The 25842-nt window shown below is 67.3% G+C and carries 30 protein-coding genes and 1 tRNA gene; 26 read left to right on the forward strand and 5 right to left on the reverse strand.

The window, feature by feature from the left end; translation table 11 throughout:
- Positions 1–462 precede the first annotated feature (462 nt).
- Entirely contained in the window at positions 463–897 is a 435-nt protein-coding gene (locus L2Y94_RS12410) for a cell wall hydrolase (protein WP_247366910.1), read from the forward strand.
- A 231-nt stretch (positions 898–1128) separates the two neighbouring features.
- Here the strand turns inward: L2Y94_RS12410 and L2Y94_RS21320 are convergent, their stop codons facing one another.
- Positions 1129–1593 (reverse strand): outer membrane lipoprotein, encoded by a 465-nt coding sequence (locus L2Y94_RS21320; RefSeq protein ID WP_283248494.1) that lies wholly within the window; start codon positions 1591–1593, stop codon positions 1129–1131.
- Positions 1594–1622: 29 nt separating this feature from the next.
- Positions 1623–2213 carry a glycine zipper 2TM domain-containing protein gene (locus L2Y94_RS12420; RefSeq protein ID WP_247366911.1) on the reverse strand — a complete coding sequence of 197 codons (591 nt, stop codon included), beginning with the start codon at positions 2211–2213 and terminating at the stop codon, positions 1623–1625.
- A 145-nt stretch (positions 2214–2358) separates the two neighbouring features.
- On the opposite strand from L2Y94_RS12420, the gene L2Y94_RS12425 reads away from it, so the two are divergent.
- The 21 genes from L2Y94_RS12425 to L2Y94_RS12525 all read left to right on the forward strand — a co-directional run bounded on the left by L2Y94_RS12425 (position 2359) and on the right by L2Y94_RS12525 (position 19957).
- Positions 2359–3129, forward strand: a complete 771-nt coding sequence (locus L2Y94_RS12425) for a TatD family hydrolase (RefSeq protein WP_247366912.1) — start codon at positions 2359–2361, stop codon at positions 3127–3129.
- Between the two features lie 82 nt (positions 3130–3211).
- The gene (locus tag L2Y94_RS12430) at positions 3212–3730 is read left to right on the forward strand and encodes a MarR family winged helix-turn-helix transcriptional regulator (protein ID WP_247366913.1); all 519 of its coding nucleotides are present in this window, start codon (positions 3212–3214) and stop codon (positions 3728–3730) included.
- Positions 3727–5187: an efflux transporter outer membrane subunit gene (locus L2Y94_RS12435; protein ID WP_247366914.1), complete on the forward strand. Its 1461-nt coding sequence runs from the start codon at positions 3727–3729 to the stop codon at positions 5185–5187. Before L2Y94_RS12430 ends, L2Y94_RS12435 begins: the two co-directional genes overlap by 4 nt.
- A complete protein-coding gene (locus tag L2Y94_RS12440; RefSeq protein ID WP_247366915.1) occupies positions 5184–6383 on the forward strand; it encodes an HlyD/EmrA/EmrK family protein in 1200 nt (399 codons plus the stop codon). The genes L2Y94_RS12435 and L2Y94_RS12440 overlap by 4 nt, the downstream gene beginning before the upstream one ends.
- Positions 6380–7945: a DHA2 family efflux MFS transporter permease subunit gene (locus tag L2Y94_RS12445; RefSeq protein ID WP_247366917.1), complete on the forward strand. Its 1566-nt coding sequence runs from the start codon at positions 6380–6382 to the stop codon at positions 7943–7945. The genes L2Y94_RS12440 and L2Y94_RS12445 overlap by 4 nt, the downstream gene beginning before the upstream one ends.
- A gap of 107 nt (positions 7946–8052) precedes the next feature.
- Complete coding sequence (gene phaR, locus L2Y94_RS12450; protein ID WP_144908878.1) at positions 8053–8559, forward strand: polyhydroxyalkanoate synthesis repressor PhaR; 507 nt, start codon at positions 8053–8055, stop codon at positions 8557–8559.
- 93 nt (positions 8560–8652) lie between these two features.
- Positions 8653–10032 carry an FAD-dependent oxidoreductase gene (locus tag L2Y94_RS12455; RefSeq protein ID WP_247366918.1) on the forward strand — a complete coding sequence of 460 codons (1380 nt, stop codon included), beginning with the start codon at positions 8653–8655 and terminating at the stop codon, positions 10030–10032.
- A gap of 63 nt (positions 10033–10095) precedes the next feature.
- A complete protein-coding gene (ccmA, locus tag L2Y94_RS12460; RefSeq protein ID WP_247366924.1) occupies positions 10096–10725 on the forward strand; it encodes a cytochrome c biogenesis heme-transporting ATPase CcmA in 630 nt (209 codons plus the stop codon).
- Complete coding sequence (gene ccmB, locus L2Y94_RS12465) at positions 10722–11408, forward strand: heme exporter protein CcmB (protein ID WP_247366926.1); 687 nt, start codon at positions 10722–10724, stop codon at positions 11406–11408. The genes ccmA and ccmB overlap by 4 nt, the downstream gene beginning before the upstream one ends.
- A gap of 68 nt (positions 11409–11476) precedes the next feature.
- Positions 11477–12247 carry a heme ABC transporter permease gene (locus L2Y94_RS12470; protein WP_247366927.1) on the forward strand — a complete coding sequence of 257 codons (771 nt, stop codon included), beginning with the start codon at positions 11477–11479 and terminating at the stop codon, positions 12245–12247.
- On the forward strand, positions 12244–12429 hold the full coding sequence (gene ccmD / locus L2Y94_RS12475) for a heme exporter protein CcmD (protein ID WP_144908886.1): 186 nt from the start codon (positions 12244–12246) through the stop codon (positions 12427–12429). The genes L2Y94_RS12470 and ccmD overlap by 4 nt, the downstream gene beginning before the upstream one ends.
- Positions 12426–12893 (forward strand): cytochrome c maturation protein CcmE, encoded by a 468-nt coding sequence (gene ccmE / locus L2Y94_RS12480; RefSeq protein WP_247366929.1) that lies wholly within the window; start codon positions 12426–12428, stop codon positions 12891–12893. Before ccmD ends, ccmE begins: the two co-directional genes overlap by 4 nt.
- Positions 12890–14857 (forward strand): heme lyase CcmF/NrfE family subunit, encoded by a 1968-nt coding sequence (locus L2Y94_RS12485; RefSeq protein WP_247366932.1) that lies wholly within the window; start codon positions 12890–12892, stop codon positions 14855–14857. The genes ccmE and L2Y94_RS12485 overlap by 4 nt, the downstream gene beginning before the upstream one ends.
- Positions 14854–15396: a DsbE family thiol:disulfide interchange protein gene (locus L2Y94_RS12490; RefSeq protein ID WP_247366933.1), complete on the forward strand. Its 543-nt coding sequence runs from the start codon at positions 14854–14856 to the stop codon at positions 15394–15396. The genes L2Y94_RS12485 and L2Y94_RS12490 overlap by 4 nt, the downstream gene beginning before the upstream one ends.
- Positions 15396–15842 (forward strand): cytochrome c-type biogenesis protein, encoded by a 447-nt coding sequence (locus L2Y94_RS12495; RefSeq protein WP_283248537.1) that lies wholly within the window; start codon positions 15396–15398, stop codon positions 15840–15842. Before L2Y94_RS12490 ends, L2Y94_RS12495 begins: the two co-directional genes overlap by 1 nt.
- Complete coding sequence (locus tag L2Y94_RS12500) at positions 15839–16510, forward strand: tetratricopeptide repeat protein (RefSeq protein ID WP_247366936.1); 672 nt, start codon at positions 15839–15841, stop codon at positions 16508–16510. Before L2Y94_RS12495 ends, L2Y94_RS12500 begins: the two co-directional genes overlap by 4 nt.
- Positions 16511–16567: 57 nt before the next feature.
- Positions 16568–17671 (forward strand): homoserine O-acetyltransferase MetX, encoded by a 1104-nt coding sequence (gene metX, locus L2Y94_RS12505; protein ID WP_247366938.1) that lies wholly within the window; start codon positions 16568–16570, stop codon positions 17669–17671.
- Positions 17672–17797: 126 nt separating this feature from the next.
- On the forward strand, positions 17798–18376 hold the full coding sequence (locus L2Y94_RS12510) for a cysteine dioxygenase family protein (RefSeq protein ID WP_247366940.1): 579 nt from the start codon (positions 17798–17800) through the stop codon (positions 18374–18376).
- Positions 18377–18399: 23 nt separating this feature from the next.
- Positions 18400–18486 (forward strand) — tRNA-Leu (locus L2Y94_RS12515).
- 86 nt (positions 18487–18572) lie between these two features.
- Positions 18573–19202, forward strand: a complete 630-nt coding sequence (tmk, locus tag L2Y94_RS12520) for a dTMP kinase (protein WP_247366941.1) — start codon at positions 18573–18575, stop codon at positions 19200–19202.
- A gap of 140 nt (positions 19203–19342) precedes the next feature.
- Complete coding sequence (locus L2Y94_RS12525) at positions 19343–19957, forward strand: LysE family translocator (protein ID WP_247366943.1); 615 nt, start codon at positions 19343–19345, stop codon at positions 19955–19957.
- Between the two features lie 7 nt (positions 19958–19964).
- Here L2Y94_RS12525 and L2Y94_RS12530 read toward each other — a convergent pair whose 3' ends face one another.
- From L2Y94_RS12530 to L2Y94_RS12540, 3 genes are all read right to left on the reverse strand, one after another.
- On the reverse strand, positions 19965–20699 hold the full coding sequence (locus L2Y94_RS12530; RefSeq protein WP_247366945.1) for an SDR family NAD(P)-dependent oxidoreductase: 735 nt from the start codon (positions 20697–20699) through the stop codon (positions 19965–19967).
- Between the two features lie 119 nt (positions 20700–20818).
- On the reverse strand, positions 20819–21310 hold the full coding sequence (locus L2Y94_RS12535; protein ID WP_247366947.1) for a TetR/AcrR family transcriptional regulator: 492 nt from the start codon (positions 21308–21310) through the stop codon (positions 20819–20821).
- A 152-nt stretch (positions 21311–21462) separates the two neighbouring features.
- Complete coding sequence (locus L2Y94_RS12540; RefSeq protein WP_247366950.1) at positions 21463–23418, reverse strand: formylglycine-generating enzyme family protein; 1956 nt, start codon at positions 23416–23418, stop codon at positions 21463–21465.
- A gap of 107 nt (positions 23419–23525) precedes the next feature.
- On the opposite strand from L2Y94_RS12540, the gene L2Y94_RS12545 reads away from it, so the two are divergent.
- The 4 genes from L2Y94_RS12545 to L2Y94_RS12560 all read left to right on the forward strand — a co-directional run bounded on the left by L2Y94_RS12545 (position 23526) and on the right by L2Y94_RS12560 (position 25821).
- Positions 23526–24647 carry a ribonuclease D gene (locus L2Y94_RS12545; protein ID WP_247366951.1) on the forward strand — a complete coding sequence of 374 codons (1122 nt, stop codon included), beginning with the start codon at positions 23526–23528 and terminating at the stop codon, positions 24645–24647.
- Positions 24648–24748: 101 nt separating this feature from the next.
- On the forward strand, positions 24749–25171 hold the full coding sequence (locus tag L2Y94_RS12550) for a DUF2178 domain-containing protein (RefSeq protein ID WP_247366953.1): 423 nt from the start codon (positions 24749–24751) through the stop codon (positions 25169–25171).
- Positions 25164–25373 carry a helix-turn-helix transcriptional regulator gene (locus L2Y94_RS12555; protein WP_425602402.1) on the forward strand — a complete coding sequence of 70 codons (210 nt, stop codon included), beginning with the start codon at positions 25164–25166 and terminating at the stop codon, positions 25371–25373. Before L2Y94_RS12550 ends, L2Y94_RS12555 begins: the two co-directional genes overlap by 8 nt.
- 130 nt (positions 25374–25503) lie before the next feature.
- The gene (locus L2Y94_RS12560) at positions 25504–25821 is read left to right on the forward strand and encodes a hypothetical protein (protein ID WP_247366956.1); all 318 of its coding nucleotides are present in this window, start codon (positions 25504–25506) and stop codon (positions 25819–25821) included.
- Positions 25822–25842: the final 21 nt, after the last annotated feature.

Genomic DNA, 25842 nt, shown 5'->3' on the forward strand with positions numbered 1-25842 from the left:
GTTCCTGAACGCGTGTGAGCGGAGCCTGAACCAAGCAGTGCCTACACTTGCGCAAAAGGTGATGCGCCACTAGGCTCCGCCGATCCACTTTTCGTGGCCATGGTGTTTCACCGAGGTCACATACGCGACGAACCGTCGACGATGACGGTACTGGCGCGACCCGGCAAAGGCCGGAGGATCAAGCAGCGCGCGGCTTCCCCAGGCCAGCGCGCCGTCAGCCGACGGAGCCGCCGCAGCGCGAGCCGCTCCCTTTCGGTGCAACCCCATACCGACGGATGCGGACGTCCGTCTGGTTCAGTCACAGTGTGTGACGCCCGAGCCATTCACTTCAACGAACCCCAGTGAATGCCATCGGTTGGTCCAGGTAGTAACGGCCTGCCCGCCCGTCTACCGCTCATACGTCTCCCATGGCTCTTTTCCAAGGCCGCAAGTGACGGAAAAGCTCGTTGGAGGCAGATACACATGAAACTTTCCGCATTGCTCTGGATGGCGTCCGTCCTTCCAAGCCACCTCGCCGACCAGACGTGCCTGGCGACGACGGTATACCTCGAGGCACGCAGCGAACCCACCATCGGCCAGTACGCCGTGGCGGAAGTCGCCCTTCGCCGTCGCGACCGACGCATGGGCGGCAGCAACATCTGCGACGTCGTTTCCGCACCGCGGCAATTCGCCATCACCACCACGCCGAAGGATTTCGAAGTCAACGATCTCGTCGCATGGACCAAGGCCTGGAAGATCGCCGGCGACTCCATCAACAACTGGAGCCTGCCCAAGGGCGAACGCCTGGTCTACGTGCCGCAGGCCGATCATTTCGCCACCGTCGCCGTCTCGCCCACGTGGTCGAGCAGCCGCGTGGTTCGCAAGATCGGAGACCACGCGTTCTACGCCGTCAACTGACGAAGCGCCAAAACGTGCGGGGAAAAGGAATCGAGGCGGGCAGCTTGCGATTCCCGGGAAAAGGGGCCCTCGGATGAGGGTCTTTTTTTTGCCTGCGGAAAATTGCCCATGGAAAAGCCCGGCGGGGATCGGGGCAAAAATCGTTACGCGACAATTTTCGCGACGGCGCCGGCACGGATCAAAAAAAAAAGCCCGCCGTAGCGGGCTTTTTTAGCCACCTAAACATCCATATCACCGACGGTACACGTGATCGCCGCGCACCTCGACGTAGTCGCCGCGACGCAACTGCGGATCCTCGCGTTGCGTGACGGTGGCCCAACGCCCATCGTCCAGGCGAATGCGGACGCGGAACGCGGCTTCGTCACCGTTGCGCTTGCCTACCGCGTTACCGACGAAACCGCCGGCCACCGCGCCGCCGACCGTCGCGGCCGATCGTCCGTCGCCCTTGCCGATGGTGTTACCCAGGAGGCCACCCGCGACCGCGCCGATCACCGCTCCCAGCGGGGATGAATCGCGTTGCGTGTAGACCTGTTCCACGTCCTCGACGGTGCCGCACTGCTGGCACCCGCGCGGCGGGCCGGAATAGACCACGCGATCTTCCCGGTATACCCGGCGCGGCTCCTCGTAACACGCCGTGAGCGACAGGGTGGCGATCGCGGCGGCGACGATACCCGCTTTCTGGACGAAGTTGTGCATGGTGACGTCCTCGATGGAATGATGCTGGATCAGCGGGAATCGGAAACGACGCTGACGCCTTCCTGCACTTCCACGCGGTCGCCCGGATCGTGGTCCATGCGGGTGGTGCGGGTCACGCCGTTGTACTCGTAGCGCACGTCGTAGGCGACGATCCTGTCGCTGCTCTTTCCGGGTACGGAATCGCACTTGCGCACGGTGCTGGTGACCGTGTTGGTCTCCTGGCGGCGCTCCTGGATCTCGTGTCCGGCGTAACCGCCGCCGACGGCGCCCGCCACCGTGGCGAGCGTACGGCCCTTGCCGCCGCCGACCTGGTTGCCGAGCAAGCCGCCGGCGATGGCGCCGATGGCCGTACCGGCGATCTGGTGCTGGTCCTTGACCGGCGCGCGGCGGGTCACGACCTCGTCGTGGCACTCGCGTTGCGGCGCCGTGGAAGTGGTTTCACGCACGGGCTCGACGCTGACCACCCGGCCGTACTTCGGACCGGCGGGCACGGATGCCGAGGCCGGGCCATTACCGCCGGCGGCCACGTCGGCATTCGCATCGCGATTGCAGGCGGAAAGGCTCAACACCAAGGCCGCGCCCAAACCTGCGTTCAGGACGGAAATCTTCAACCTGCTCATAACCCTAGTCTCCTAACGAAGTCCGCGACCCCCGATGGCGCAATCGCCCATCTTTCGAAGGAAGTCGCCTCGGTGCCATTTGACAATCGCTAAACTGAACGACGCCTTAGACTGACTATCCACACGCCATCCACGCCCTGAACGCATGCCGGACCTCGTAGACACCCACGCCCACCTCGACGACGGCAGCTTCGACGTCGATCGTCCGCTCATGTTCGAGCGCGCCGAGGAGGCCGGCGTGCGTCGCTGGATCGTGCCCGCGACGGATCGCGGCAACTGGGAGGCCATCGAACGGCTGTGCAAGTCGCGTGAAGGCGTTTTTCCCGCCTACGGGCTGCACCCCCTGTGGACGGCGAGCCACGCGAACGCCCACCTGGAGGAACTTCCCTCCTGGCTGGACGGGCATGCCGCGGTGGCCGTCGGCGAAATCGGCCTGGATTTCTACGTGGAGGGCCTGGATGCGGCGCGCCAGCGCGAGGTGTTCGAACGCCAGCTGCAGGTCGCGAAGGAACACGACCTTCCGGTGATCGTGCATGCGCGCCGCGCCTTCGAGGAAACCATCCACACGTTGCGCCGCGTCGGCGGCATGCGCGGCGTGGTCCACAGCTATTCCGGCAGCGAGGAGCAGGCACGACAGCTGTTCGACCTGGGTTTCCATATCGGCATCGGCGGGCCGGTCACCTACGACAGGGCGCAGCGCATTCGCCGCGTGGTCGCCTCGATGCCGCTGGAGCGGTTGCTGCTGGAGACCGATTCGCCCGATCAGCCGTGCGCGCATCACCGCGGGGAACGGAACGAGCCGGCATTCATGGTGGACGTGTTGGAGACCGTCGCTGCGCTACGGGGCACGACGATCGACGAAATCGCCGCGACCACGACACGGAATGCCGAGGCGCTGTTTTCCCTCGGCGACTGAGGCCCCGGGTTTCGCGGACACTTGCCCTACGCGGCGCCGCTTGCTAGCCTGATATTTCACCAGCGAAATATCATCCAGCGAAATGTCCAGCCTGAAACCGTGCGTCGATGCCCTCTACGAGGGCGTCGAGCGTGTCGCCGACCACATTCCCGGCCTTCCCAAGTGCGAGGTGCTGCTCATCCGCTTGCTGCTGCTCAACGGCGAAGCCTTGCATCGCGACGTCGAGACGAAGCTCAAGCCGTTCGAGATGAACGACAGCGATTTCCGCACGTTGATGATGCTGTACTCGTCCGCCGACGGCACGTCCACGCCGGGCGAACTCTGCGCGCTGGCCGAGCAGAAGCCCACGAACATGACGCGCATCACCGGCATGCTGGCCAAGCGTGGCCTCATCACGCGCACCCATGCCACGCACGACCGGCGCCAGGTCGTGCTCAAGATCACGGCCGACGGCAGGCGCTTCGTGCGCAAGCTGCTGCCGCCCATGTTTCCCGAGCTGGTGGCCAAGTTCTCCTGCTTCAGCGACACCGAACGCAAGACCTTCGAGCGCCTGCTCAGAAAGCTTGCCCTGCATCTCGACCCGGTGGCCCCCAGCCCATGATCCGATCCCCGCTACGCCACGCCCTGCTCGCCGGCGCGGTGGCCGTGTCGCTCGCCGCCTGCCACGTACCGGCAAAGATCGATCGGCCCGCCCTTCGCGACGAGGCACCCCTTGCCGGCCTTGCCACGACCAGCCGCCCCGGCTGGCCCGCCGCCGACTGGTGGCGCGCCTACGGCGATCCCCAGTTGAACGCGCTCATCGAGCTGGCCTTGCGCGGCGCGCCCGACCTCGCCCAGGCCAAGACCCGCGTGGACACGGCACAGCAGAACATCCGCGTGGCGGCGGCACAGGCGGGCTTGCGTGTCGGCGCCAGCGGCCAGGCCACCCGGCAGCGGCTGAGCGAACACGGCCTGATCCCGTCGCAGTTCCTCGGCTTCACCTGGTACAACCAGGCCGACCTCGGGCTGCAGGTGAGCTACGACTTCGACTGGTGGGGCAAGAAGCGTTATGCCATCGAAGCCGCCATCGACAGCGCCCGCGCCGCCGAAGCCGAGCGCTCCGCGGCATCGCTCTCGATCCAGGCGATGGTGGCCGACACGTATTTCGGCTGGCTCACCGACGAAGCCCGGGTGGCCCTGGCGGACCAGCTCGTGGCAGCTCGCGAGCGCGCGCTGCGCATCGCCGAACTGCGCGTGAATCAGGGCGTCGACGTTCCCGATGCCGCCCAGCAGGCACGGGCCGAACTGGCCGCCGCCCGCCAGCAGAAGGTCGCCCTGCAAGGCTCCGCGGACATCCGTCGCGCTTCGCTAGCCACCCTCGTGGGTGTCTCGCCGTCGGCGCTGCCCGTGCTCACCCCCCGGCCGCTGCCCGAGGTCGCCCCCGGCCTGCCGACCGACACGGGCACCAACCTGATGGCCCGCCGACCCGACATCGCCGCCAGCCGCTGGCAGGTCGAGGCCGCTCTGCGCAACACCGATGCCGCCCGTGCGCAGTTCTTCCCCGACGTCAGCCTCAGGGCGATGGCCGGCTTGTCCAGCATCGACATGGACAAGGTGTTTTCGCGCAGCAGCCGCGTGTTCTCCCTTACCCCGGCCATCGACCTGCCCATCTTCGAGGGCGGCGCGCTGGAAGCCGCGCATGGCGTCAGCCGGGCCCAGCTGGGTGCGGCGATCGCGCAATACGACGCGGCCGTCGCGGCGGCCGCGCGCGACGTCGCCACCCAGGCGTTGGGTGCCGAACAGATCGCCGCACGTCGCGCGCAGCAGGCCGAACAGGTGGATGCGGCTTCGGCATTGCTCGCCAGCGCGCAGGCCCGCGCCAGGCGCGGCGTGCGCGACGATCGCGAATCGCTCGCCGCCGAGGCCGCGGCGATCCAGCAGCGCGACATGTCCACCGATCTTCATGGCCAGGCCCTGTCGACCGACGTCGGCCTCGTGAAATCGCTCGGCGGCGGTTATCGCGCCGAACCCGTCACCTCCCTTTCCTCCTCTCGCACCGACGGAGCCCCCACCCCATGAGCGCCACCCCCAACGACACGAACGCCGCGACACGGGAAAGCGGCAACGCGCCGAAGGACAAGCGCAAACGGGCACGCGCGCTGCTCGTCGTGCTGCTGGTCTTCGTGCTCGCCGCCGCCCTCTGGCTGCTGCTTTGGCTGTTCGTCTTTTCCACCCGCGAAACCACCGACGACGCCTACGTGGGCGGCAATCAGGTGGGTATCTCCGCGCAGGTGCCCGGCATCGTCACGGCGGTCTATGCCGACGACACGCAACGGGTGAATGCCGGCCAGGTGCTCGTGCGCCTCGACCCCACGGATGCCGACGTGGCCCTGCGCAAGGCCGCCAGCGCACTGGCCCAGGCCGTGCGCCAGGTGCGCCAGCAGACCCAGTCCGCCGCCAGTGCCGATGCCGCGCTCGCCGCGCGCCGCCTCGACCTCAAGCGGGCCCAGGATGACCTCAAGCGCCGCCTGCCGCTGCTCGCCGAAAAGGCGGTGGCTCCCGAAGAAGTGCAGCATGCGCGCGACGCGGTGGACACCGCGCGGTCGGCGCTGGAATCCGCGCAACGCCAGGCCGACGCCAGCCGTGCGCTGGTCGACGGCAGCGACGTGCAGGACAACCCCGCCGTGCAACAGGCCCGCGCCAACTACCGCCAGGCCTGGGTGGCCGCGCAGCGCAATGCCATCGTCGCGCCGGTGGACGGCTACGTCGCCCAGCGCAGCGTGCAGGTGGGCAACAGCGTGCAGCCGGGGCAGCCATTGATGACCGTACTGCCGTTGCATGACCTGTGGGTGGATGCGAACTTCAAGGAAAGCCAGTTGCGCCATGTGCGCATCGGCCAACCGGCGAAGATCGAAGCCGACATCTACGGCGGCGGCGTCGAATACCACGGCAAGGTCGTGGGCCTGGGTGCCGGCACCGGCAGCGTGTTCTCCCTGCTGCCCGCGCAGAACGCCACGGGCAACTGGATCAAGGTGGTGCAGCGCGTGCCGGTGCGCATCGCGATCGATCCGAAGGACCTCCAGTCGCATCCGCTGCGCATCGGCCTGTCCACGGCCGTCACCGTCGACATCACCGATGACAAGGGCGACGTGCTGGCGAAGTCGCCCTCCACCGGGGCGGTGGCGCAGACCACGGTATACGACGACGTTGCCGCGAAAGCCGACGCGGCGGCCGATGCCATCGTGGCGTCGAATCTCGGGACGGACGTGCCTTGAGCGACGCCGCCGCCCTCCCCGACGCGCCGCCGGCGGGCCCCAAGCCGCTGCACGGCGGCCCGCTGGTACTGCTGACGATCGCCGTCGCGTTCTCCACCTTCATGGAGATCCTCGACATGACCATCGTCAACGTGGCCGTGCCGCACATCGCCGGCAGCCTCGGCGTAAGCGCCAGCGAAGGCACCTGGGCGATCAGCTCGTACGCGCTCGCCAGCGCCATCATGCAGCCGCTCACCGGCTGGCTCGCGCGCCGCTTCGGCGAAGTGAAGACGTTCTGCGCGTCGGTGACGCTTTTCGTGCTCTTCTCCATGCTGTGCGGCATGGCCACGAACATGCCCATGCTGGTGATCTTCCGCCTGCTGCAGGGCGCGGGGTCGGGTCCGATGGTGGCGCTGTCGCTGTCGCTGCTGCTGTCGAGCTACCCCAAGACGAAACAAGGCATCGCATTGGCGATGTGGGCGATGACCGTGGTGGTGGCGCCGATCTTCGGGCCCATCCTCGGCGGCTACCTCACCGACAATTTTTCCTGGCCGTGGATCTTCTACATCAACGTGCCCGTGGGCGCGGCGGCCGGTGTCGTCACCTGGTCGATCCTGCGCCATCGCGAAACGAAAACCACGCGGGCGCCCATCGACACCGTGGGCCTGGCCTTGCTCGTGGTGGGCGTGGGCTCGCTGCAGTTCATGCTCGACAACGGCAACGACCACGACTGGTTCGCCTCGCCGATGATCCTCGCCCTGGGCCTGGTCGCGCTGGTGGCGCTGGTGTTCCTGATCGTGTGGGAGCTCACGGCGAAATATCCCGTGGTCGACCTCTCGCTGTTCAAGCGGCGCAACTTCACGGTAGGCGTGATCGCGCTTTCGCTGGGCATGCTGGCTTTCTTCGGCATCAACGTGGTGTTTCCGCTGTGGCTGCAGACCACGCTCGGCTACACCGCCACCTGGGCCGGCCTCGCCACCGCGCCGGTGGGCATCCTCGCCTTCCTCATCTCGCCGATCATCGGCCGCAATATCCAGCGCCTGGAACTGCGCGCCGTGGTGACCTTCGCCTTCCTGGTGTTCGCCTTCACCTCGTTCTGGTTCGCCGGCTTCAACAGCGGCGCGTCGTACGCCACGCTGGTGTTGCCGCGTTTCATCATGGGTATCGCCATCGCCTGTTTCTTCATTCCGCTCAACCAGATCTTCCTTTCCGGCCTGGCGCCCGAGCAGATCGCGGGCGCATCGGGCCTCGCCAACTTCTGCCGCACGCTGGCGTCGAGCGTGTCCACCGCCATCACCGTCACGCTCTGGCAGCACCGTGGCGAGTTCCACCACGCGTCGCTCACCGAATACGTCAACCCCGCCTCGCCGGCCACCACGGCCTACACGCAGCGCCTGGCGGCGATGGGAGCGCACGGGCAGCCGGCGCTGGGGGTGATCGACCAGGTGCTCAACCGCGAGGCCCTCACGCTGGCGGTCAACGACGTCTTTTTCAGTTGCGCCATCCTTTTCCTCGCCCTCATCCCCGTCCTGTGGCTTGCCAGGCCGCCGTTCGGCAATGCCGGGGGTGCCGCCGGTCATTGACGGATCATCGATTGAATCGATCTAAAAGAGGTCGGTGAAATCGACAAGGCAATACCGTGACTTGCCGCAACTGGTGCGGCGCAATACCTCGTGGTAGCTTTCGCCGCATGGCACAAACCCTACGCATCATTAAGAAGTACCCGAACCGTCGTCTTTACGACACGGAAATCTCGAGCTACATCACGCTGGAGGAGGTGCGCCAGCTGGTTCTCGACGGGGAGACTTTCGAGGTCCGCGACGCCAAGTCCGGCGAGGATCTCACCCGTTCGGTATTGCTTCAGATCATCGCGGAGCACGAGGAGCACGGCCAGCCGATGCTCTCCACGCAGCTGCTCTCCCACATCATCCGCTTCTACGGCGACCCGCTACAGGGCTTCATGGGTCCCTACCTGGAGCGCAGCCTGCAGGTCTTCCTCGACCAGCAGCAGCAGTTCCGCAACCAGCTCAACAGCCTCATGGGCCAGACCCCCTGGTCGATGCTCAACGACATGACCGAGCGCAACCTCGACGTCTGGAAGACGATGCAGCGCGGTTTCCTCGACGCGGCCACCGGCCGGCCGCCCGAACCGGCGCGCCCGGCCCCGCACGGCCGCACCGGCAAGAAGACCGGCTGATCCTCCTGCGCCGCCGCCCGGGCTTGCCTGCGGCGGCGCTGCGGCGCACGATGCGCTGCCCCGCAATATCGCGATCCGCGGATACCGCCGCCCATGCCCCGTAACGACATCGCCGTGGTCGGCGCCGGATTGGTCGGCGCCCTGGTCGCCACCCTGCTCACCCAGCGCGGCTTTCGCGTCACGGTCTACGAGAAACGCCCCGATCCGCGCCGAGCGGGCTTCCAGGGCGGCCGTTCGATCAATCTGGCCCTCGCCGAGCGCGGCCTGCACGCCTTGCGGGCCACCGGACTCGCCGACAAGGTATTGGCCCAGGCGGTGATGATGCGCGGCCGGATGGTGCACGATCCCGCCGGGCACAGCGGCCTGCAACGCTACGGTGTCGACGACTCCGAAGTGATCTGGTCGGTGTCGCGCGGCGGGCTCAATGCGTTGATGCTCGATGCGGCGGAGGCCGCCGGGGCCACGGTACATTTCGACCAGGGCCTTGCCGGGGCCGACCTCGACGCTGGCACGCTCACCCTGCGCGACGACGCTGGCCGCGAGCGCACCGTCGACGCGCCCGTGGTGATCGGCGCCGACGGCGCCGGTTCCGCGCTGCGCGCCGCCATGCACCGGCATGCGCCGCTCGGCGAACGCGTGGAGGAACTCGGCCACGGTTACAAGGAACTGGAAATCCCTCCCGGCACGGATCCCGCCGCGCCGTTCGCGATCGAACGCAACGCGCTGCACATCTGGCCGCGGGGTCATTACATGTGCATCGCGCTGCCCAATCGCGAGGGCAGCTTCACCGTCACCCTGTTCCTGCCCAACGACGGAGAGCATCCGAGTTTCCGCAGCATCTCGGGCGCAGGCGCCGCCGAGGCGTTCTTCCGTGCCGATTTCCCCGATGCACTGGCCTTGATGCCCGACTTCGCCGCCGACTGGGCCACGCATCCGGTCGGTACCCTGGCCACGCTGTACCTCGACCGCTGGCACATCGGCGGGCGCGCCCTGCTCATCGGCGATGCCGCGCACGCCATCGTGCCGTTCCACGGCCAGGGCATGAACTGCGGATTCGAGGATGCCGCCGAGCTGGCGTCGCTGTTCGAGGCGATGCCGGACGATCCGGCCGCCGTATTCGCGGCGTTCGAGGCGCAACGCAAGCCCAATGCCGACGCGATCGCACGCATGGCGCTGGAAAACTACGTGGAGATGCGCGACAAGGTGGCCGATCCGCGTTTCCTGCGCATGCGCGAACTCGGCACGCTGCTCGCGCAGCGCTCACCCACGCATTACATGCCGCGGTATCGCATGGTCACCTTCACCCACCTGCCGTATGCCTACGCGCTGGAGCGCGGCATGGCACAGGACGTGCTGGTGGAGCAGTTGTTGAAGGGACACGCGTCGGTGGATTCCGTCGACCTCGATGCGGCGGTTCGCGCCCTGGAAGCCACCCTGCCGCCCTTGCCTGCACAGGCGTTCGAGCGGGATTGATTCGCGGACAGGGTCCGCGACAGGCAAATGGACAAGCCTCGCGCCTCCCGCAACAATCCCCCGATGACCGCCGTTGCCCCGCCCCTGCTCGAAGCACGCGCCCTGACCTTCCTGCGCCAGGACGAACCCGTGTTCGGGCCCATCGACTTCGCGCTGCACGCGGGCGAGATCGCCCTCGTCGAAGGCGACAACGGCAGCGGCAAGACCACCCTGATGCGCGTGCTCACCGGCATGCTGCGCGCGGGCGGCGGCGAGGTACTCCTCGACGGCACGCCGTTCGCACTGGACGAAGTGGCGGGCGAAGTGGTGTTCCTCGGCCATCAGCTCGGCCTGAAGAACGACCTCTCCCCCCGCGAGAATCTCGCCCTTGCCCAGGCGCTCTATGGCCGCCGCGAAGGGGCCTCCCTCACCGCCACCCTGGTCGAGGTGGGCCTGGGCGGCTACGAGGACGAGCCCGTGCGCCGCCTGTCGGCCGGCCAGAAGAAACGCGCGGCACTGGCACGCCTGCTTCTGCTGCCCGCCCGAATCTGGTTGCTCGACGAACCCTACGCCAACCTCGATCGCGAGGGCATCGCGCTGGTCAACCGCCTGGTCGATGCCCATGCCACACGTGGCGGCGCCGCGCTGGTCACCAGCCATGGCGCCGTCAGTTTCGCGGGCGAAGCGCCCCGCCGCATCCGGTTGCACGCATGACGCCGGGGCACCTGGGCGCCGCCTGCGCCGCGTTGCTCAGGCGCGATCTCACCCTGGCCTGGCGCCGTCGCGGAGACATCGCGATGCCCGTGCTCTACGCGCTCATCGTGGGGACGCTGTTTCCGTTCGCCATCGGTCCCGAACCCGCCCTGCTCGCGCGCATCGCGTCGGGCGTCGTGTTCGTCACCGTGCTTCTGTCGATCCTGCTATCGCTCGACACCCTGTTCCGTGGCGACATCGAAGACGGCTCGATGGAGCAGCTCATGCTCGCGCCGCAGCCGCTGGCCCTGCTGGTGGGCATGAAGATCCTCGCGCACTGGATCACCTCGGCGCTCCCGTTGATCGTCGTGGCGCCCGTGCTCGCGTCGATGCTGCATTTTCCCACCGGCACCCTACCCGTGCTGGTGCTCGCCCTCGTGCTCGCCACGCCGCTCCTGAGCCTTTTGGGCGCCGTGCTGGTGGCGTTGGCGGGCGGCGCGAAGCGCTCTGGTATGCTTCTGGCGCTGATGTTGCTGCCCTTGTGCGTACCGGTGGTGATCTTCGCCGCGGGAGCCGTCTCGGCGGCGCAGCAAGGGCTGCCCTGGATCGCGCCGATGGCGTGGCTGGGCGCGGGACTGGCGCTGGCCGTGGTGCTTGGCCCCCTGGCCTGCGCGGCGGCGCTGCGGATCGCGCTGGACAGCTGATCCGATGCAACCGGGCACGGGACGGGAGGGACTCACCATGGATGCACCGAATTCTGTAACGAGGACCGATGGCTAACTGGGTACCGCTCTGGCTCCACCGTCTGGGATCGCCACCGGTGTTTTACCGTTTCGCGGGCGCCGTGCGTCCGTGGGCCCTCGGCCTGGCCCTGGTGCTCGGCGCCGTCGCGCTCTACGGCGGCCTCTTCGTCGCTCCCGCCGATTACCAGCAGGGCGACGCCTACCGCATCATCTTCATCCACGTGCCCAGCGCCTGGATGAGCCTGTTCATCTACGGCGCGATGGCGCTGGCCGCCTTCATCGGCCTGGTCTGGCGCATCAAGCTCGCCGAGACCGTGGCCATGGAATCCGCCCCGGTCGGCGCCGCGTTCACCTTGATCACCCTCGCCACGGGCTCGCTCTGGGGCAAGCCGATGTGGGGCACCTGGTGGACATGGGACGCACGCCTCACGTCCGAGCTGGTGCTGCTGTTCATCTACCTGGGCGTGATCGGCCTCTACCACGCCTTCGAAGATCGCCGCCAGGGCGCGCGCGCCGCATCTTTCCTCGTGCTGATCGGCGCGGTGAACGTGCCCATCGTGCATTTCTCGGTGAACTGGTGGAACACCCTCCACCAGGGCTCCACCATCCGCCTGCTCGGCCCGTCGCACATCGACGCCAGCATGGTCTGGCCGCTGCTCACCATGATGGCGGCCACCAAGTGCTACTACGTATCCAGCCTGTTCGCGCGCGTGCGCGCCGATCTCATCGCCTCCGAAAGCGGCAAGGGCTGGGTGCGCGAGCTCGCCCTGGGCAACGAAGCGAAGGATCCATCGGCATGACCGACCTCGCCATGGGCCATTACGGCCTCTACGTGTGGTCGTCGCTGGCCATCTTCGTCGTGGTGCTCCTCATCGATACGCTGGGACCGCTCGCGCGGCGCCGGCGCAACCTGCGCGAACTGCGTGCGCGACTCGCACGACAGGAAAACCGCCGCCGGCCCGGAACCGCACAGAGTCCATGAATCCCACCCGTAAACGCCGCCTCGCCATCGTGATCTCGGTGGTCATCGCCGCCTCCGTCGCGGTGAGCCTCACCGTGTTCGCGTTGCAGCGAAACATGAACTACCTGTTTACCCCCAGCCAGGTGCAGGAAGGCCAGGCCACGCAGTACGCCACCTTCCGCCTGGGCGGGATGGTGAAATCCGGCTCCATCCAGCGTGCCGGCGACAGTCTCAAGGTGAGTTTCATCGTGGTCGACGACGGCGGCGCGATGCCCGTGGAATACACCGGCATCCTTCCCGACCTGTTCCGCGACAACCAGTCGGTGATCGCCACGGGACGCATGGCCGACGGCCGCTTCATCGCCAGCGAAGTGCTCGCCAAGCACGACGAGAACTACATGCCGAAGGAACTGAAGGACGCCATGGCCAAGGCGCACGACAAGCGCCACATCGAAGACACGCCGACCAAGGACGCGCCCAAGTGATCCCCGAACTCGGCCAGTTCGCGCTGGTGCTGGCCCTGCTGCTGGCACTGGCCCAGGGCATCCTGCCCATCGTCGGCGCCTGGCGCGGCAACGCGGCGCTGATGGCCGTGGCCCGCCCCGCCGCCGCCGGCCAGGCCGTGTTCGTGTTCGCCGCGATGGCGATCCTCATCCATGCCTTCCTCGCCTTCGATTTCTCGGTGGCCTACGTCGCCGACAATTCCAACCTCGCGCTGCCCTGGTATTACCGCATCACCGCGGTATGGGGCGCGCACGAGGGCTCGATGCTGCTGTGGGTATTCATCCTCAACGTGTGGTCGCTCGCGCTGGCCGCCTTCAGCCGCCACCTGCCACCGGCGTTCCTGTCGCGCGTGCTGGGCGTGCTGGGCCTGATCGGCGTCGGCTTCCTCGCCTTCATCCTGTTCACCTCCAATCCCTTCCTGCGCGAACTGCCGATGCCCGCCGACGGCGGCGACCTCAACCCGGTGCTGCAGGATCCGGGCATGACCTTCCACCCACCGGTGCTCTACATGGGCTACGTGGGCTTCTCGGTGGCCTTCGCGTTCTCCATCGCCGCCTTGCTCGGCGGTGAACTGGAGCAGGCGTGGGTGCGCTGGGCGCGACCTTGGACCAACGTGGCCTGGGCGTTTCTCACCATGGGCATCGTCGCAGGCAGTTGGTGGGCCTACGCCGAACTCGGCTGGGGCGGCTGGTGGTTCTGGGATCCGGTGGAAAACGCCTCGTTCATGCCCTGGCTCGTCGGCGTTGCGCTGATCCACGCGCAGGCCGTCACCGAAAAGCGCGGCTCGCTGCCCGCATGGACGGTGCTGCTGTCGCTGTTCGCCTTCTCGCTGTCGCTGCTGGGTACCTTCCTGGTGCGTTCGGGCGTGCTCACTTCCGTGCACGCCTTCGCCTCCGATCCGCGCCGCGGCCTCTACATCCTCGGTTTCCTGGTGGTGGTGATCGGCGGTTCGCTGCTGCTCTACGCCATCCGCGCGCCGAAGGTGGCCACCGGCAAGCCGTTCGACGCGATGTCGCGCGAGACCGGCATCATGGTCGCCAACCTGCTGTTCACCACGGCGGCGGCGATGGTGCTGCTGGGTACGCTGTTCCCGCTGATCGGCGACGCCTTCAACCTCGGCCGCATCTCGGTCGGGCCGCCCTATTTCGGTTTCCTCTTCGTGCTGCTGATGGCGCCCGCGGTACTGCTCTTGCCGTTCGGTCCCTACCTGCGCTGGGGCCGTGCCGAAGGACGTCAACTCACCGCCATGAGCCTCCGCGCGGGCGTGGCCGCGATGATCTGCGCCCTCGCCGCCGCCTGGTTCGCCGACGGCCGCCTGCGCGCCGTCGCCGGCGTGGCCGGTGCCGTCTGGGTGGCGGCCGGCACGCTCACCTATACGGTCAAGCGCTGGCGCGAGATGCCGTTCGGCCGTCGTTATCCCGCGGAGATGGCGGGCATGCTGGTGGCGCACGCCGGCGTGGCGATCTTCATCGTCGGCGTGATGCTGTCCGAATCGCTCAGCGTCGAGCGCGACGTTCGCCTCGCGCCGGGGCAGACCGAATCCGTGGGCGGCTACCAGTTCCGTTTCGACGGCGTGCGCGAAACCGAAGGCCCCAACTGGACCGCCGACGAAGGCGAGGTGGCGGTCATGCGCGACGGCGCGCTGATGACCACGATGCATCCGCAAAAGCGCACCTATTCGCGCGGCCAGGTGCAGAGCGAATCGGCCATCGATCCTGGCCTGTTCCGCGACGTGTACGTGGCGCTGGGCGAACCCATGGACGCCAACCATCCCGAAGGCGCCTGGGCCGTGCGCCTCTATCACAAGCCTTTCGTGCGTTGGATCTGGTTGGGGGGCCTGTTCATGATGGCCGGCGGCTTCCTCGCCGCCGCCGAACGGCGTTTCCGCGTGAAAAAGCAGGTCCGCGAGGCGGTGGCCGCGCCGGCGACGGAGTCGGTCGCATGAGCCGCCTCGCACCGTTGTTCGGCTTCCTGCTGCTCGTGGCATTGTTCGGCTTCGGCATCTGGTGGAACACGCGGCACGACCAGCACGAGATCGTGTCGCCCCTGATCAACAAGCCGGCGCCTGCCTTCGTGCTGCCCCGCCTCGACGATCCCTCGCGCACGGTGAGCAAGACCGACCTCCTGGGCAAGCCCTATTTCCTCAACGTGTTCGCCAGCTGGTGCATCGAGTGCGTGCACGAGCATCCCGAGCTGATGGGGCCGATGAAGCAGCTCGGCCTGCCGCTCGTCGGCTTCAACTACAAGGACGATCCGCAGGCGGCCACCGCGTGGCTCGGCGAGCACGGCAATCCCTTCGACGCCATCGTGGCCGATCGCGACGGCCGCGCGGGCCTGGACTTCGGCGTGTACGCGGCGCCGGAAACCTTCCTCGTCGACGCGAAGGGCATCGTCCGCTACAAGCGCATCGGCCCCATCACGCCGGACGTCATCGAGAGCGAGATCAAGCCCGCCCTCGCCGCGCTGGCGAAGGAGTCGCCGTGATCCGCCGCCTGTGCGCCTTGCTCGCGTTCGCGTTGCTGCCCCTGCTCGCGATGGCGCAGGCGATCCAGCCGCTGCCCTTTCGCGACCGCGCGGAAGAAGTCCGCTTCCAGAAACTGAGTACCGAACTGCGTTGCCCGATGTGCCAGAACGAAACGCTGGCCGATTCCAACGCGCCCATCGCGCACGACCTGCGCCGCCAGGTGTTCGAGATGATCCAGGCAGGCAAGAGCGACGCCGAGATCAAGCGTTACCTCGTCGACCGCTATTCCGACTTCGTGCTCTATAAGCCTCCCGTGCAGCCCTCGACCTGGTTCCTGTGGTTCGGCCCGTTCGTGCTGCTGCTGGCCGGGGCGCTGGTGGTGTACGTGAACGTGCGCCGTCGCCGACGGCTCCAGGCCGGTGCCACGCCGCCGGCTTCCAACATCGATGACGGGGACGATTGGTGACTGTCGCGTTCTATCTCGTCGCCGCGGCGATGCTCGCGGTGGCCCTCGCGCTCCTGCTCGTTCCCCTCGTCCGCCACGGCCGTCGCCAGGGGCGCTCCCGCGGCGTGTTCGCCACGGCCGTCGCCATCGCCGTGCTCGTACCGCTGGCCAGCGTCGGCACGTACCTGCTCGTCGGCCGTCCGGCCACGCTCGGCGGCGTGGCACCCGCCGAGGAAATGACCGTCGACCAGGGCATCGTCGCGCTTCGCGCCCAGGTCAAGGCCCATCCGGACGACCTCCAGTCGTGGCTGCTGCTGGGCCAGACCTTCACGATGCTCAAGCAACCCGCGCAAGCCCGCGAGGCCTACGACGGCGCCTTGCATGCCGACGCGCGCAACGTCGTCGCGATGGTGGGTTGGGCCGAGTCCGATTCGCTCGTGCGCGACGACCACCTCATCGAAGGGCGCTCGCGCGAACTGCTCGAATCCGCCCTCGCCATCGAGCCGACCAGCCAGCGCGCGCTGTGGCTGCTCGGCATCAGCGATTTCCAGCAGCAGCGCTATGCCGAGGCATCGGCCACGTGGAAGAAACTGCAACCGCTGCTCGATCCCGACTCGAACGTGGCACGCGCCGTGGCGAAGCAGATCGCGCTGGCGGACGAGCGTTCGGCGAAGCCCACCTCGAACTGAGTAGGCGCACGCGCGCCCTTCGTGCCACCATCCGCGGATCGCAAGAAGGAGCTCCCCATGGGTGATGCCCGCCGCTACCACGCCCTCCCGTCGCCGTTCCGCATGAAGCGTGGCGGCGAACTGCACGGCGCCCGCGTGGCCTACGAAACCTGGGGCACGCTCAACCAGGCGCGCGACAACGCCGTGCTGATCCTCACCGGCCTGTCGCCCAGCGCTCATGCCGCGTCCAACGCGGACGATCCCGCGCCGGGCTGGTGGGAAGCGATGATCGGACCCGGCCGCGCGTTCGACACGAACCGTTTCCACGTGATCTGCGTCAATTCGCTCGGCAGCGACAAGGGCTCCACCTGCCCCGCGTCGATCGATCCGGCCACCGGCGAGCCCTATCGCCTCAGCTTTCCCGAACTGTCGTTGGAAGACGTCGCCAACGCCGCGTACGAAACGGTGAAGGGCCTGGGCATCGCTCGGCTCGCCTGCCTCGTCGGCTGCTCGATGGGAGGCATGAGCGCGCTGGCCTACATGTTGCTGCATCCCGGCGCGGCCCGCACGCACATCAGCGTGGACACCGCGCCCCAGGCGCAGCCCTTCGCCATCGCCATCCGCTCGTTGCAACGCGAAGCCATCCGCCTGGACCCTCACTGGAACGAAGGCCGATACGAAGGCGACGAATGGCCGGAGCACGGCATGAGCATCGCGCGCAAGCTGGGCGTCATCACCTATCGCTCGGCCATGGAGTGGAACGGTCGCTTCGCGCGCATCCGGCTGGATGCCGACGAACGGGACGGCAACGAACCGTTCGGTTTCGAGTTCCAGGTGGAGTCCTACCTCGAAGGGCATGCGCGCCGCTTCAACCGCCAGTTCGACCCCAACAGCTACCTGTACCTTTCGCGCGCCAGCGACTGGTTCGACGTGTCCGAATACGGCGAGGGCGACGTGATGCGCGGGCTGGAACGCATCCGGGTCGAGCGCGCGCTCGTCATCGGCGTGAGCACCGACATCCTGTTCCCGCTGGAACAGCAGGAGACCATCGCGCGCGGCCTCGAGGCGGCAGGCGCCTCGGTGGATTTCGTCGCGCTCGATTCGCCGCAGGGGCATGATGCCTTCCTGGTGGACATCGAGAATTACAGCCGGGCGATCGGCGGGTTTCTCGCCTCGATCTAGCTATCCGTCGCACCGGCGCCGCGCAAGTGCAAGCGACATTTTGGCGTGATCGCCTCCCGGCCGGCCTGTTATGATGTACGCCAGCCGCGCCCTCCCGCGGCGACGCATCCGAAGAGGCCCCACCCCATGATCACGGTCGAGTTCCCCGGCTGTCGCAAGCTGATCGAGGCCATCGACGCCTCCGTCGCCCAGCCCACCACGCCCCAGATCACCGACACCCTGCGCAACCAGCTGTGCAAGCTGATCCGGTCGAAGGAAGTCGAACTGCCCGCCTGCGTATTCGAGACCGCCGGCGACCGCTATGCCCGCCGCGAGCTCTACCGTAGCGACGAGCATGGGTACAGCGTGGTCGCCATGACCTGGGGGCCTGGCCAGGGCACCCTGATCCACGATCACAGCGGCATGTGGTGCGTCGAGGGGGTATGGAACGGCGCGCTGGAAATCGTCCAGTACGAACTGCTCGGACACGAGGCGGAGCATTACCGCTTCCGTGCCGTCGGCTCGATCCAGGCCGGTCCCGGTTCGGCCGGCAGCCTGATTCCGCCGCACGAGTACCACACCATCCGAAACCCCAGCGACGACGCCGTGGCGGTCAGCCTGCACATCTACTCGGGGCGCATGACCCAGTGCGCCGTATTCAATCCCGAGGGCGGCGATCTCTACCAGCGCATGGAACGCCAACTGGGTCTCGACCGCGTCCACTGATTCGCGCATAATCGCGGGTTCAAGCCGAAATGGCGGAATCGGTAGACGCAGCGGACTCAAAATCCGCCGGTAGTGATATCGTGTGGGTTCGAGTCCCACTTTCGGCACCAATGGCTAAAGCCGCTTTCGAGCGGCTTTTTTCATGCCCCGGGCGTGCCCGCGCGGCCTCCCTTCGCATGAGGTAAAGTCCCAGCCCATGGCATTCCTTCCCATTCCCGGCGGCCTGCTCATCGCCATCGAGGGCATCGACGGCGCCGGCAAGACCACCCTCGCCCAGACCCTTCGCGACACCCTCGCCGCCGGGGGCACGACGGTCATGCTGAGCAAGGAGCCGACCCATGGTCCATGGGGTACGCGGCTGCGCGAATCGGCCTCCACGGGTCGTCTCACGCCCGACGAAGAACTCGACCTGCTCATCAAGGACCGCCGCGAACACGTCGACACCCTGATCCGCCCCGCCCTGGAACGCGGCGAGGTCGTGATCCTCGACCGGTATTTCCCCTCGAACGTGGCCTACCAGGGTGCCGCGGGGCTGGACGTGGGCGCCGTGCTGGCGAAGAACGATTTCGCCCCCCGCCCGGACCTTCTGCTGCTGCTCGACCTCGAGCCGTCGGTGGGCCTGGAGCGTATCCGTCGGCGTGGCGACAAACCCAACCACTTCGAGACCGACGACAATCTCGCCCGCTGCCGAGCCATCTTCAAGGCGATGACGCTCGAGCATAAGGTTCAGATCGATGCGACGGCATCGGCCGAGGTCGTATGGAAGCAAGCGATGGATGCGGTGACCGAAGCCATGTCGCGCAAGAGGGTCGCCGCTTCGGCATGAAGACATCGCTCCGCGGGCATCGCGGACGCGGTCCGCTCCCACTCCTCCGCCTCCGGTAGCCAGGCTCGGAAGAACCGATGGCCGAGGACGGGAGTCGATCCTATCGGCAACGAATTCGCGACAAGCTCAAGAGGTACGCCATGTTCGACGTCCACGCCATCGCCATCGTTCTCTCCGTCTACGTCGTCGGCGTGATCGTGCCCGGTCCGAACTTCGTCGCCGTGGCGCACAAGGCCGCCTCCACTACCGTGCACGAGGCATTCGGCACCGTGGCGGGCATCGTGCTGGTGAACCTGTTCTGGGCCAGTTGCGCGATCCTCGGCGTCGGCATCGTCTTCGCCGCGTTCCCTTGGATCGCGCTGGCGGTGAAAGTCGCCGGTGCCGGCTATCTCGTCTGGTTCGGCGGCCGGCTGATCTGGAAAGCCGGCGCGCAAGGCGAAACGCCCACGACGGCCCGACAGGGCGGCGTTCGTCGGGCGTTCCGCGAAGGCATCGCCACCAACCTGGTCAATCCGAAGTCGATGGCGTTCTTCGCCGCTGTGTTCGCCGCCGCCGCGCCGGCCCACGTGTCGATGCCCACCTTTCTGGGCATGCTCGGCACGGTGGCCGTCGTGGCGTCGTCATGGTACGGCGCGGTGGCGATCCTGTTCGCCACCCCGCGCGTCGCCCACCGCTATCGTCGCCACAAGGCCTGGATCGACCGCGCCTGCGGCTCGATCATCGTGGCGCTGGGGCTTCGCCAGTTGGCGAAATGACCTTCGCTCAGGCGAGGTAACCGCCGTCCACCGTCAGCTTGGCGCCGTGCACGTAACGCGCCTCGGGACCGGCGAGGAACGCCACCATGCCGGCGATTTCCCAGTCTTCGCCGATGCGCTGCTGGGCGATCAGGCCCTTCAGATGGTCGTGCCACTCCTCCGGGTTCATCGCGGTGAGCGTCGGGCCCGGCGAGACGTTGTTGACGGTGATGCCACGCGGACCGAGGTCTCGCGCCAGACCGCGCGTCAACGATTCCACGGCACCCTTCGTGGCCGAATAGAGAGCCCCGTTGGGCGACCCCGAGCGATCGCTCACCACGCTGCCGAGGTTGACGATGCTGCCACCGGCTTTCATGTGCGGCACGGCGGCATGAGTGCCGGCGTACACCGCGCGAACATTGACGGCAAAGATCTTGTCGTACGCTTCCACGCCGGCTTCGTCGATCGAACCGAGCGAGATGATGCCGGCGTTGTTCACCAGCACGTCGATGCCTCCCTCGCGCTTCGCGGCGTCGTCGATGGCCGCCGCCAGGGCCTGGACATCCGCGCTGTCCGCACGCACGGCGCGCGCCGTGCCGCCGTCGTTGGCGACCTCGGCGACCACGGCCTGGGCCGCTTCCTCGGACGATACGTAAGTGAACGTCACCTTGGCACCCTCGCGCGCCAAGCGGCGGACGATGGCCGCGCCGATACCGCGGGAGCCGCCCGTCACGAAAGCATGTTTACCGTTCAACGTAGCCATGATTTACCTCTATTTTAGATTGATTGATCAATTATTAGGCGAAAGAAAAGGCCTTCGACTCAAAAGCGAACGCTCTGGCCGCTCTTGTCTCGAAGGCCTTACCGTTATTTATGGACTAATCATTCCACAACAAGGGCGCGCAGCGCAAGGTCCGCGATCCGGCGGAGTTCGTCCGCCCCCGCACCGCCTCGCGCCGCGATTTTCAGCCCGACCAGGGTCGCCATGAAGAATCCGCCCCCGGTAGCCGGCTCTACCCAACGGGCGATTTCACCACGCTCGAGCCCTTCTCGGAGCCTAGCCTCGACGGCTCGCTGGGTCTTGTCGCCCATGGCGACGTTGATGGCGTTCACCTCGGCCGACGAGGTGCCGAATTCGGCGACCGAGTGCACGCCCAGGCAGGCCCGCGCGGGGTCCGCCATGGCTTCATCGATGAAGCCGTAAAGGGATCGGCGCAGCCCTTTCGCCACGGAAGGCTCCGAGAAAAGCCTGGAGATCGTGCCGGACGTGCTTTCTTCCGAATAACGGGAAAGGCTTTCCAGGTACAGCGAGCGCTTGTCGCCGAAAGTGTCGTAGAGGCTCTGCCGGCCGATCTTCATCGCTTCCAGCAGCATGGGCGTGGAGGTGCCCTCGAAGCCGTGCGCGGAAAAGACTTCGATGGCACGCTTCAGGGCGGTATCCCTGTCGAATTCGCGTGGCCTGGCCATGGATCACCATTATGGACTGTTGAGTCCAACATGGTACCACTTGCCGTGGAGGCAAGGCCCTACTGGAGTTCGCGTACCACGCGGAAGCCCACGCGGGCGCTGCGCACGTCGGCCGAGGCACCCTGCCGATAGGCCGAGCGCACCATATCGGGCGCACTGCCCCAGGAACCGCCGCGGATCACCCTCCGGCTACACCCCGGGTTTACCCAGGCCTGGGCGTCGCGCGGCGCGCGAATGTAGTTGTCGTGCCAGCAGTCGGCCGTCCACTGCGAGACGTTGCCGCCCATGTCGTACAGGCCGAAGGCATTGGGGGAGAAACTCATCGCCGGAGCGGGCCCCCAGTAGCCGTCCTTGTACCCGACGAAGGCATTGCTCCAGCGACGTCCGGACGACGAGCGGTCGTTGCCGCCGGTGAGGTTTTCCACGCGGCTGGCGGGCGTGCCGTCGCCCCACCAGTAGCGCGTGGTGGTACCGGCCCGCAACGCATACTCGAACTCGGCCTCGCTCGCGAGGCGATATTTCTTGCCGGTGCGCTGCGAGAGCCAGTCGGCATAGGCCTTGGCGTCGTTCCACGACACGTTCACCACGGGCAGGCGTTCCTGCCCGGGCCGCCCCAGGTAATCGTCTTCCCAGGTGGCCCCGCCATCGTCGCGCAGGCCGCCGCTGGCTTCGTCGTACACGCTGCCGCCCTGCAACGATTGCGATTGCGGCACGTAGCCGCTCGCGCGCACGAAATCGCGGAACTGGCCGATGGTGACCGAGCTGCGCGCCATCGCGAATCCCTTGTCGACCTGCACTTCATGCACGGGCGACTCGTTGGCATCGTGACCGCGCTCGCCGTCGGGCGAGCCCATCAGGAACTTGCCGGTGGGTATCACCACCATCGCCGGCGCCTGGCCCGCGCTGTCGACGAAGCGGTCGGCGAACACCTGGCCCGGCTTGTAGCTGGCGTAGAGGCGCGCGTTGGTGAGGCGTTCGTTGAAGTCGTCGATACCGGCGACGTCGGGGCTGATCTGTTGCGCCTGCGCGGCGAGCTGCTGGGCGAGTTCGATGTTGCCGGCGTCGAGCGCCGAGCGCGCCTGCGCCAGCACGCCCGAGGCGCTTTGCCGGCGCATGCCCTCGATGCGGCCACGCGTATCCTGCAAGGCCTGGGACTCGGGCTCGATGACGGCCGCTTCGGCGAGGGCCGCGTCGGCCGATTTGAAATCGTTCTGCGCCACGGCCGCCAACGCCCTGTCGAGCACCACGTGCTGCACCTGGGCGACACCCTGCACGGCCACGGCGTTATCCGGGTCCAGTTCCAGCACCTGGCGATAGGTGTCCAGCGCACTGTCGCCGCGCGGCTGGGTGGCCTTGTTGTCGCGCAATTGATCGGCCGCCTTGCCCAACAGCGGTCGCACCTTGTCGAGCACGCCCAACCGCTGTTGCAGCGGTCCGACATCGCCGGCACTGTCGGGAAGCGACTTGAGGGCGCCCAGCGAATCGCGGGCCGCGTCGGCGTCACCCAGCGCGATGTCCTGTTCGATCTCGGCGACGAGACGCGCGCGTACTTCGCTCATGCCCTGGGTAGCGCGCTGGCTGTCGGCCTTTTCCTTGAGCGCGGCCATGAAAAGGGAGGAGGCGCTGTCCTTGCCCACCAGGCGGTCGGACGACAGCGCCTTGTCGGCGCGGTCGAGCAAGGCCGTGAGTTCGGGGCTGTCCGGCGTTTTCTGCGCGGGTAGCTGGATCTCGTCGTTCTTCTCTCGACGACGCGCGGCGATCACGGAGGCCGGGGCCAGCACCAGCGGCGGCCCGGCATCCACTTCCGAGGCCATGACGGGCGCGGCGGCCTGCGGACGCTGGTCGAAGCCCATGGGGGTCGGCTGGCCGCGCAGCGGAGAACGCGGCGTGTTCTGGCTGGGCTGCACGTGCAGCAGCTGCGGGAAAAAGTGATAGAACAAGGCAAAACCGAGCACGGCGACACCCATCGCGCCGCCAATGGCACGCTGTCGGCGGACGGTCTCGGTGTTGGGCATGGTGTGCTGTTCCGCGTGGGCCTGCTATCGTGCGTTGCCACCTTAGGGAATCGCGCGCTGCAGGGCAACACGCAGACGCGTGTCCCCGATCCCACAAGGACCCATGCATGCCACCGAGCGATCTCGCTCCCCACGCTCCCTGGATCGACCGCCACGACGCCCTCGTGGAATGGCTCGCCCCGATCGGTCCCGGCGCCGTCGTCGGACTCGACACCGAATTCATGCGGCGGAACACGTTCTATCCGCAACTGGCCCTGCTCCAGCTGGCCTACGACGGACGCTACGCGCTGATCGACCCGCTCGCCGTCCCGTTCGGCGACACGCTGGCGCGCACGTTCACCGCGCAGCCCGTCGTCACCGTGATGCACAGCGCCGGCGAAGACCTCGAAGCCTTGTCGCCCTTCCTGCCCGAAGGCCCGCACACGTTGTTCGACACGCAGATCGCGGCGGCCTACGTCGGCATGGGCCTGGGCATCAGCTACCGGGCCCTGGTGGCCGAACTGGTGGGCGACGAACTCGACAAGGGCGAAACGCGCAGCGACTGGCTGCAACGCCCGCTCACCGAATCACAGAAGCGCTACGCGGCCCTCGACGTGGTGCACCTGCATCCCGTGCATGCGATCCTCGCCGAGCGCCTGGCCCAGCGCGATCGCACCCGATGGCACGCGGAAGACTGCGCCCGCATGAAACGCCGCGCCAGCCAGCGCGACGGCGATCCGCAGCCGCAACGCGGCTTCAAACCCGCGGCCGAATGGAGTTCCGAGCGCCAGGCCCTTCTCCGCCGCGTGCTGCGCTGGCGCGACGCCACCGCACGCGCGCTCGACAAGCCGCGCTCTTGGTTGCTCGAAGACGCCCATGCCCTCGACCTCGTCGACAAGCCCGCCACCTCGCTCGGCGCTCTGGAAGAGCGTACGCGCGGCACGCGCGCGCTGCGCTCGCAACAGCGCAATGAACTGTTCGCCGTCTTGCAGCGCCCCGTCGAGCCGGACGAAATCGAGGCCACGGCACCGGTGGTCGGTCATCCCTTCGGCGATGCCAAGCGAGCCATCAACGACATGCGCACGGCGGTGGACGAGATCGCGACCCAACTCGACCTCCCCGCCGGCCTGCTGTGCTCGCGCCGTTCGCTGGAGGAATTCGTGATGAGCGGGGGCGCCTGGCCCGAGGCCCTTGAAGGGTGGCGCCGCGACGTGCTGCACGAACGGCTGTCCTCGCTGCTGCCAAGCTAGTGGGAAAGAGTTAGTTCAGCCTAACCTCGTGTCAAAAATATTTGACACGAGGTTAGGCCGGGCATACATTTCGGTCACCCATTGCCAGGAGTGACCCGTCAATGTTGCCGAGAGAGCGTTTCGCGTTCGTATGGGTGGGTGCGCAGGTCATCGTGTTCGGTGCCTACTTTTCGTTCCTGACCCTGGCCAAACCCCGCTTGTCGCTATCCGTCGGCCAGCAGATCAGTCTTCTGGCGATCGTGCTGGGCTCACTGGGCCTCGTCGCGGCCGGCACCTGGCTCGCCCAGTATCTTCGCCGCACCCGTGACGACGCGGAAGACGAGCGCGACCGCGCCATCGAGAACAAGGCATCGGCCGTGGCCTATCGCGTACTGATGGCGGGCATCATCCTCGTCGGTTGCGTCATGCCGTTCGGTGCCGGCGGCTGGGATATCGTGAACGCCGCCGTCCTGGCCATCGCCGTGGCCGAAGTGGTGCACCACGGCCTTATCATCGTCGGTTACCGCCGGGGCCTGCGTGTCTGAGCGGCGCATCACCAACACCATCCGCACGCTGCGCTTCATGGCGGGCGAAATGACCCAGGCCGATCTCGGTCGACGGGTGGGCGTCACGCGCCAGACCATCGCCGCCGTGGAGGCGGGCAAGTATTCGCCCAGCCTGGAGTGTGCTTTTCGCATCGCCGAGGTCTTCGGAAAGCCCATCGGGGACGTTTTCTCGTGGGAATGACGCACCGCACCGACATCGCCTCGCTGCCCGCGTGATTGTCTAACACCGCTCGCCGCACCTATCCTCGCCCGCCATGCCTTCCCGTCCGGCCAACGTGTTCCGATGCCTGCGCTCCCACAAGGGAGCGTGGATGCTCGTGTTCGCGGCGATCCTCATCAAGATCATGACGGCCACGGCATGCATGCTGGACGGCCCGCGCGTCGTCGATGCCACCGCGGTCGCCGCGAGCGAGATCGCGATGCAGGCACAGACGATCGACGATCAGGGTGACGACTGCCTGCTCGGCGAATCCGGCGGTTGCCATTGCGCCTGCGCCCACGCCATGACGTTGCCGGCCGTCGCCTTCCACCTCGCACTGACGGTTCGCCCGATGCCCGTGGACATCCATCCACCGGTCACGCCCTCGTTGCGCACCATCGGCTCCCTGTTACGCCCACCCATCGCCTGAGTGCCCGATAGGCGCGCCGCC

The sequence above is a fragment of the Luteibacter aegosomatis genome, from assembly GCF_023078455.1.
Lineage (GTDB): Bacteria > Pseudomonadota > Gammaproteobacteria > Xanthomonadales > Rhodanobacteraceae > Luteibacter > Luteibacter aegosomatis.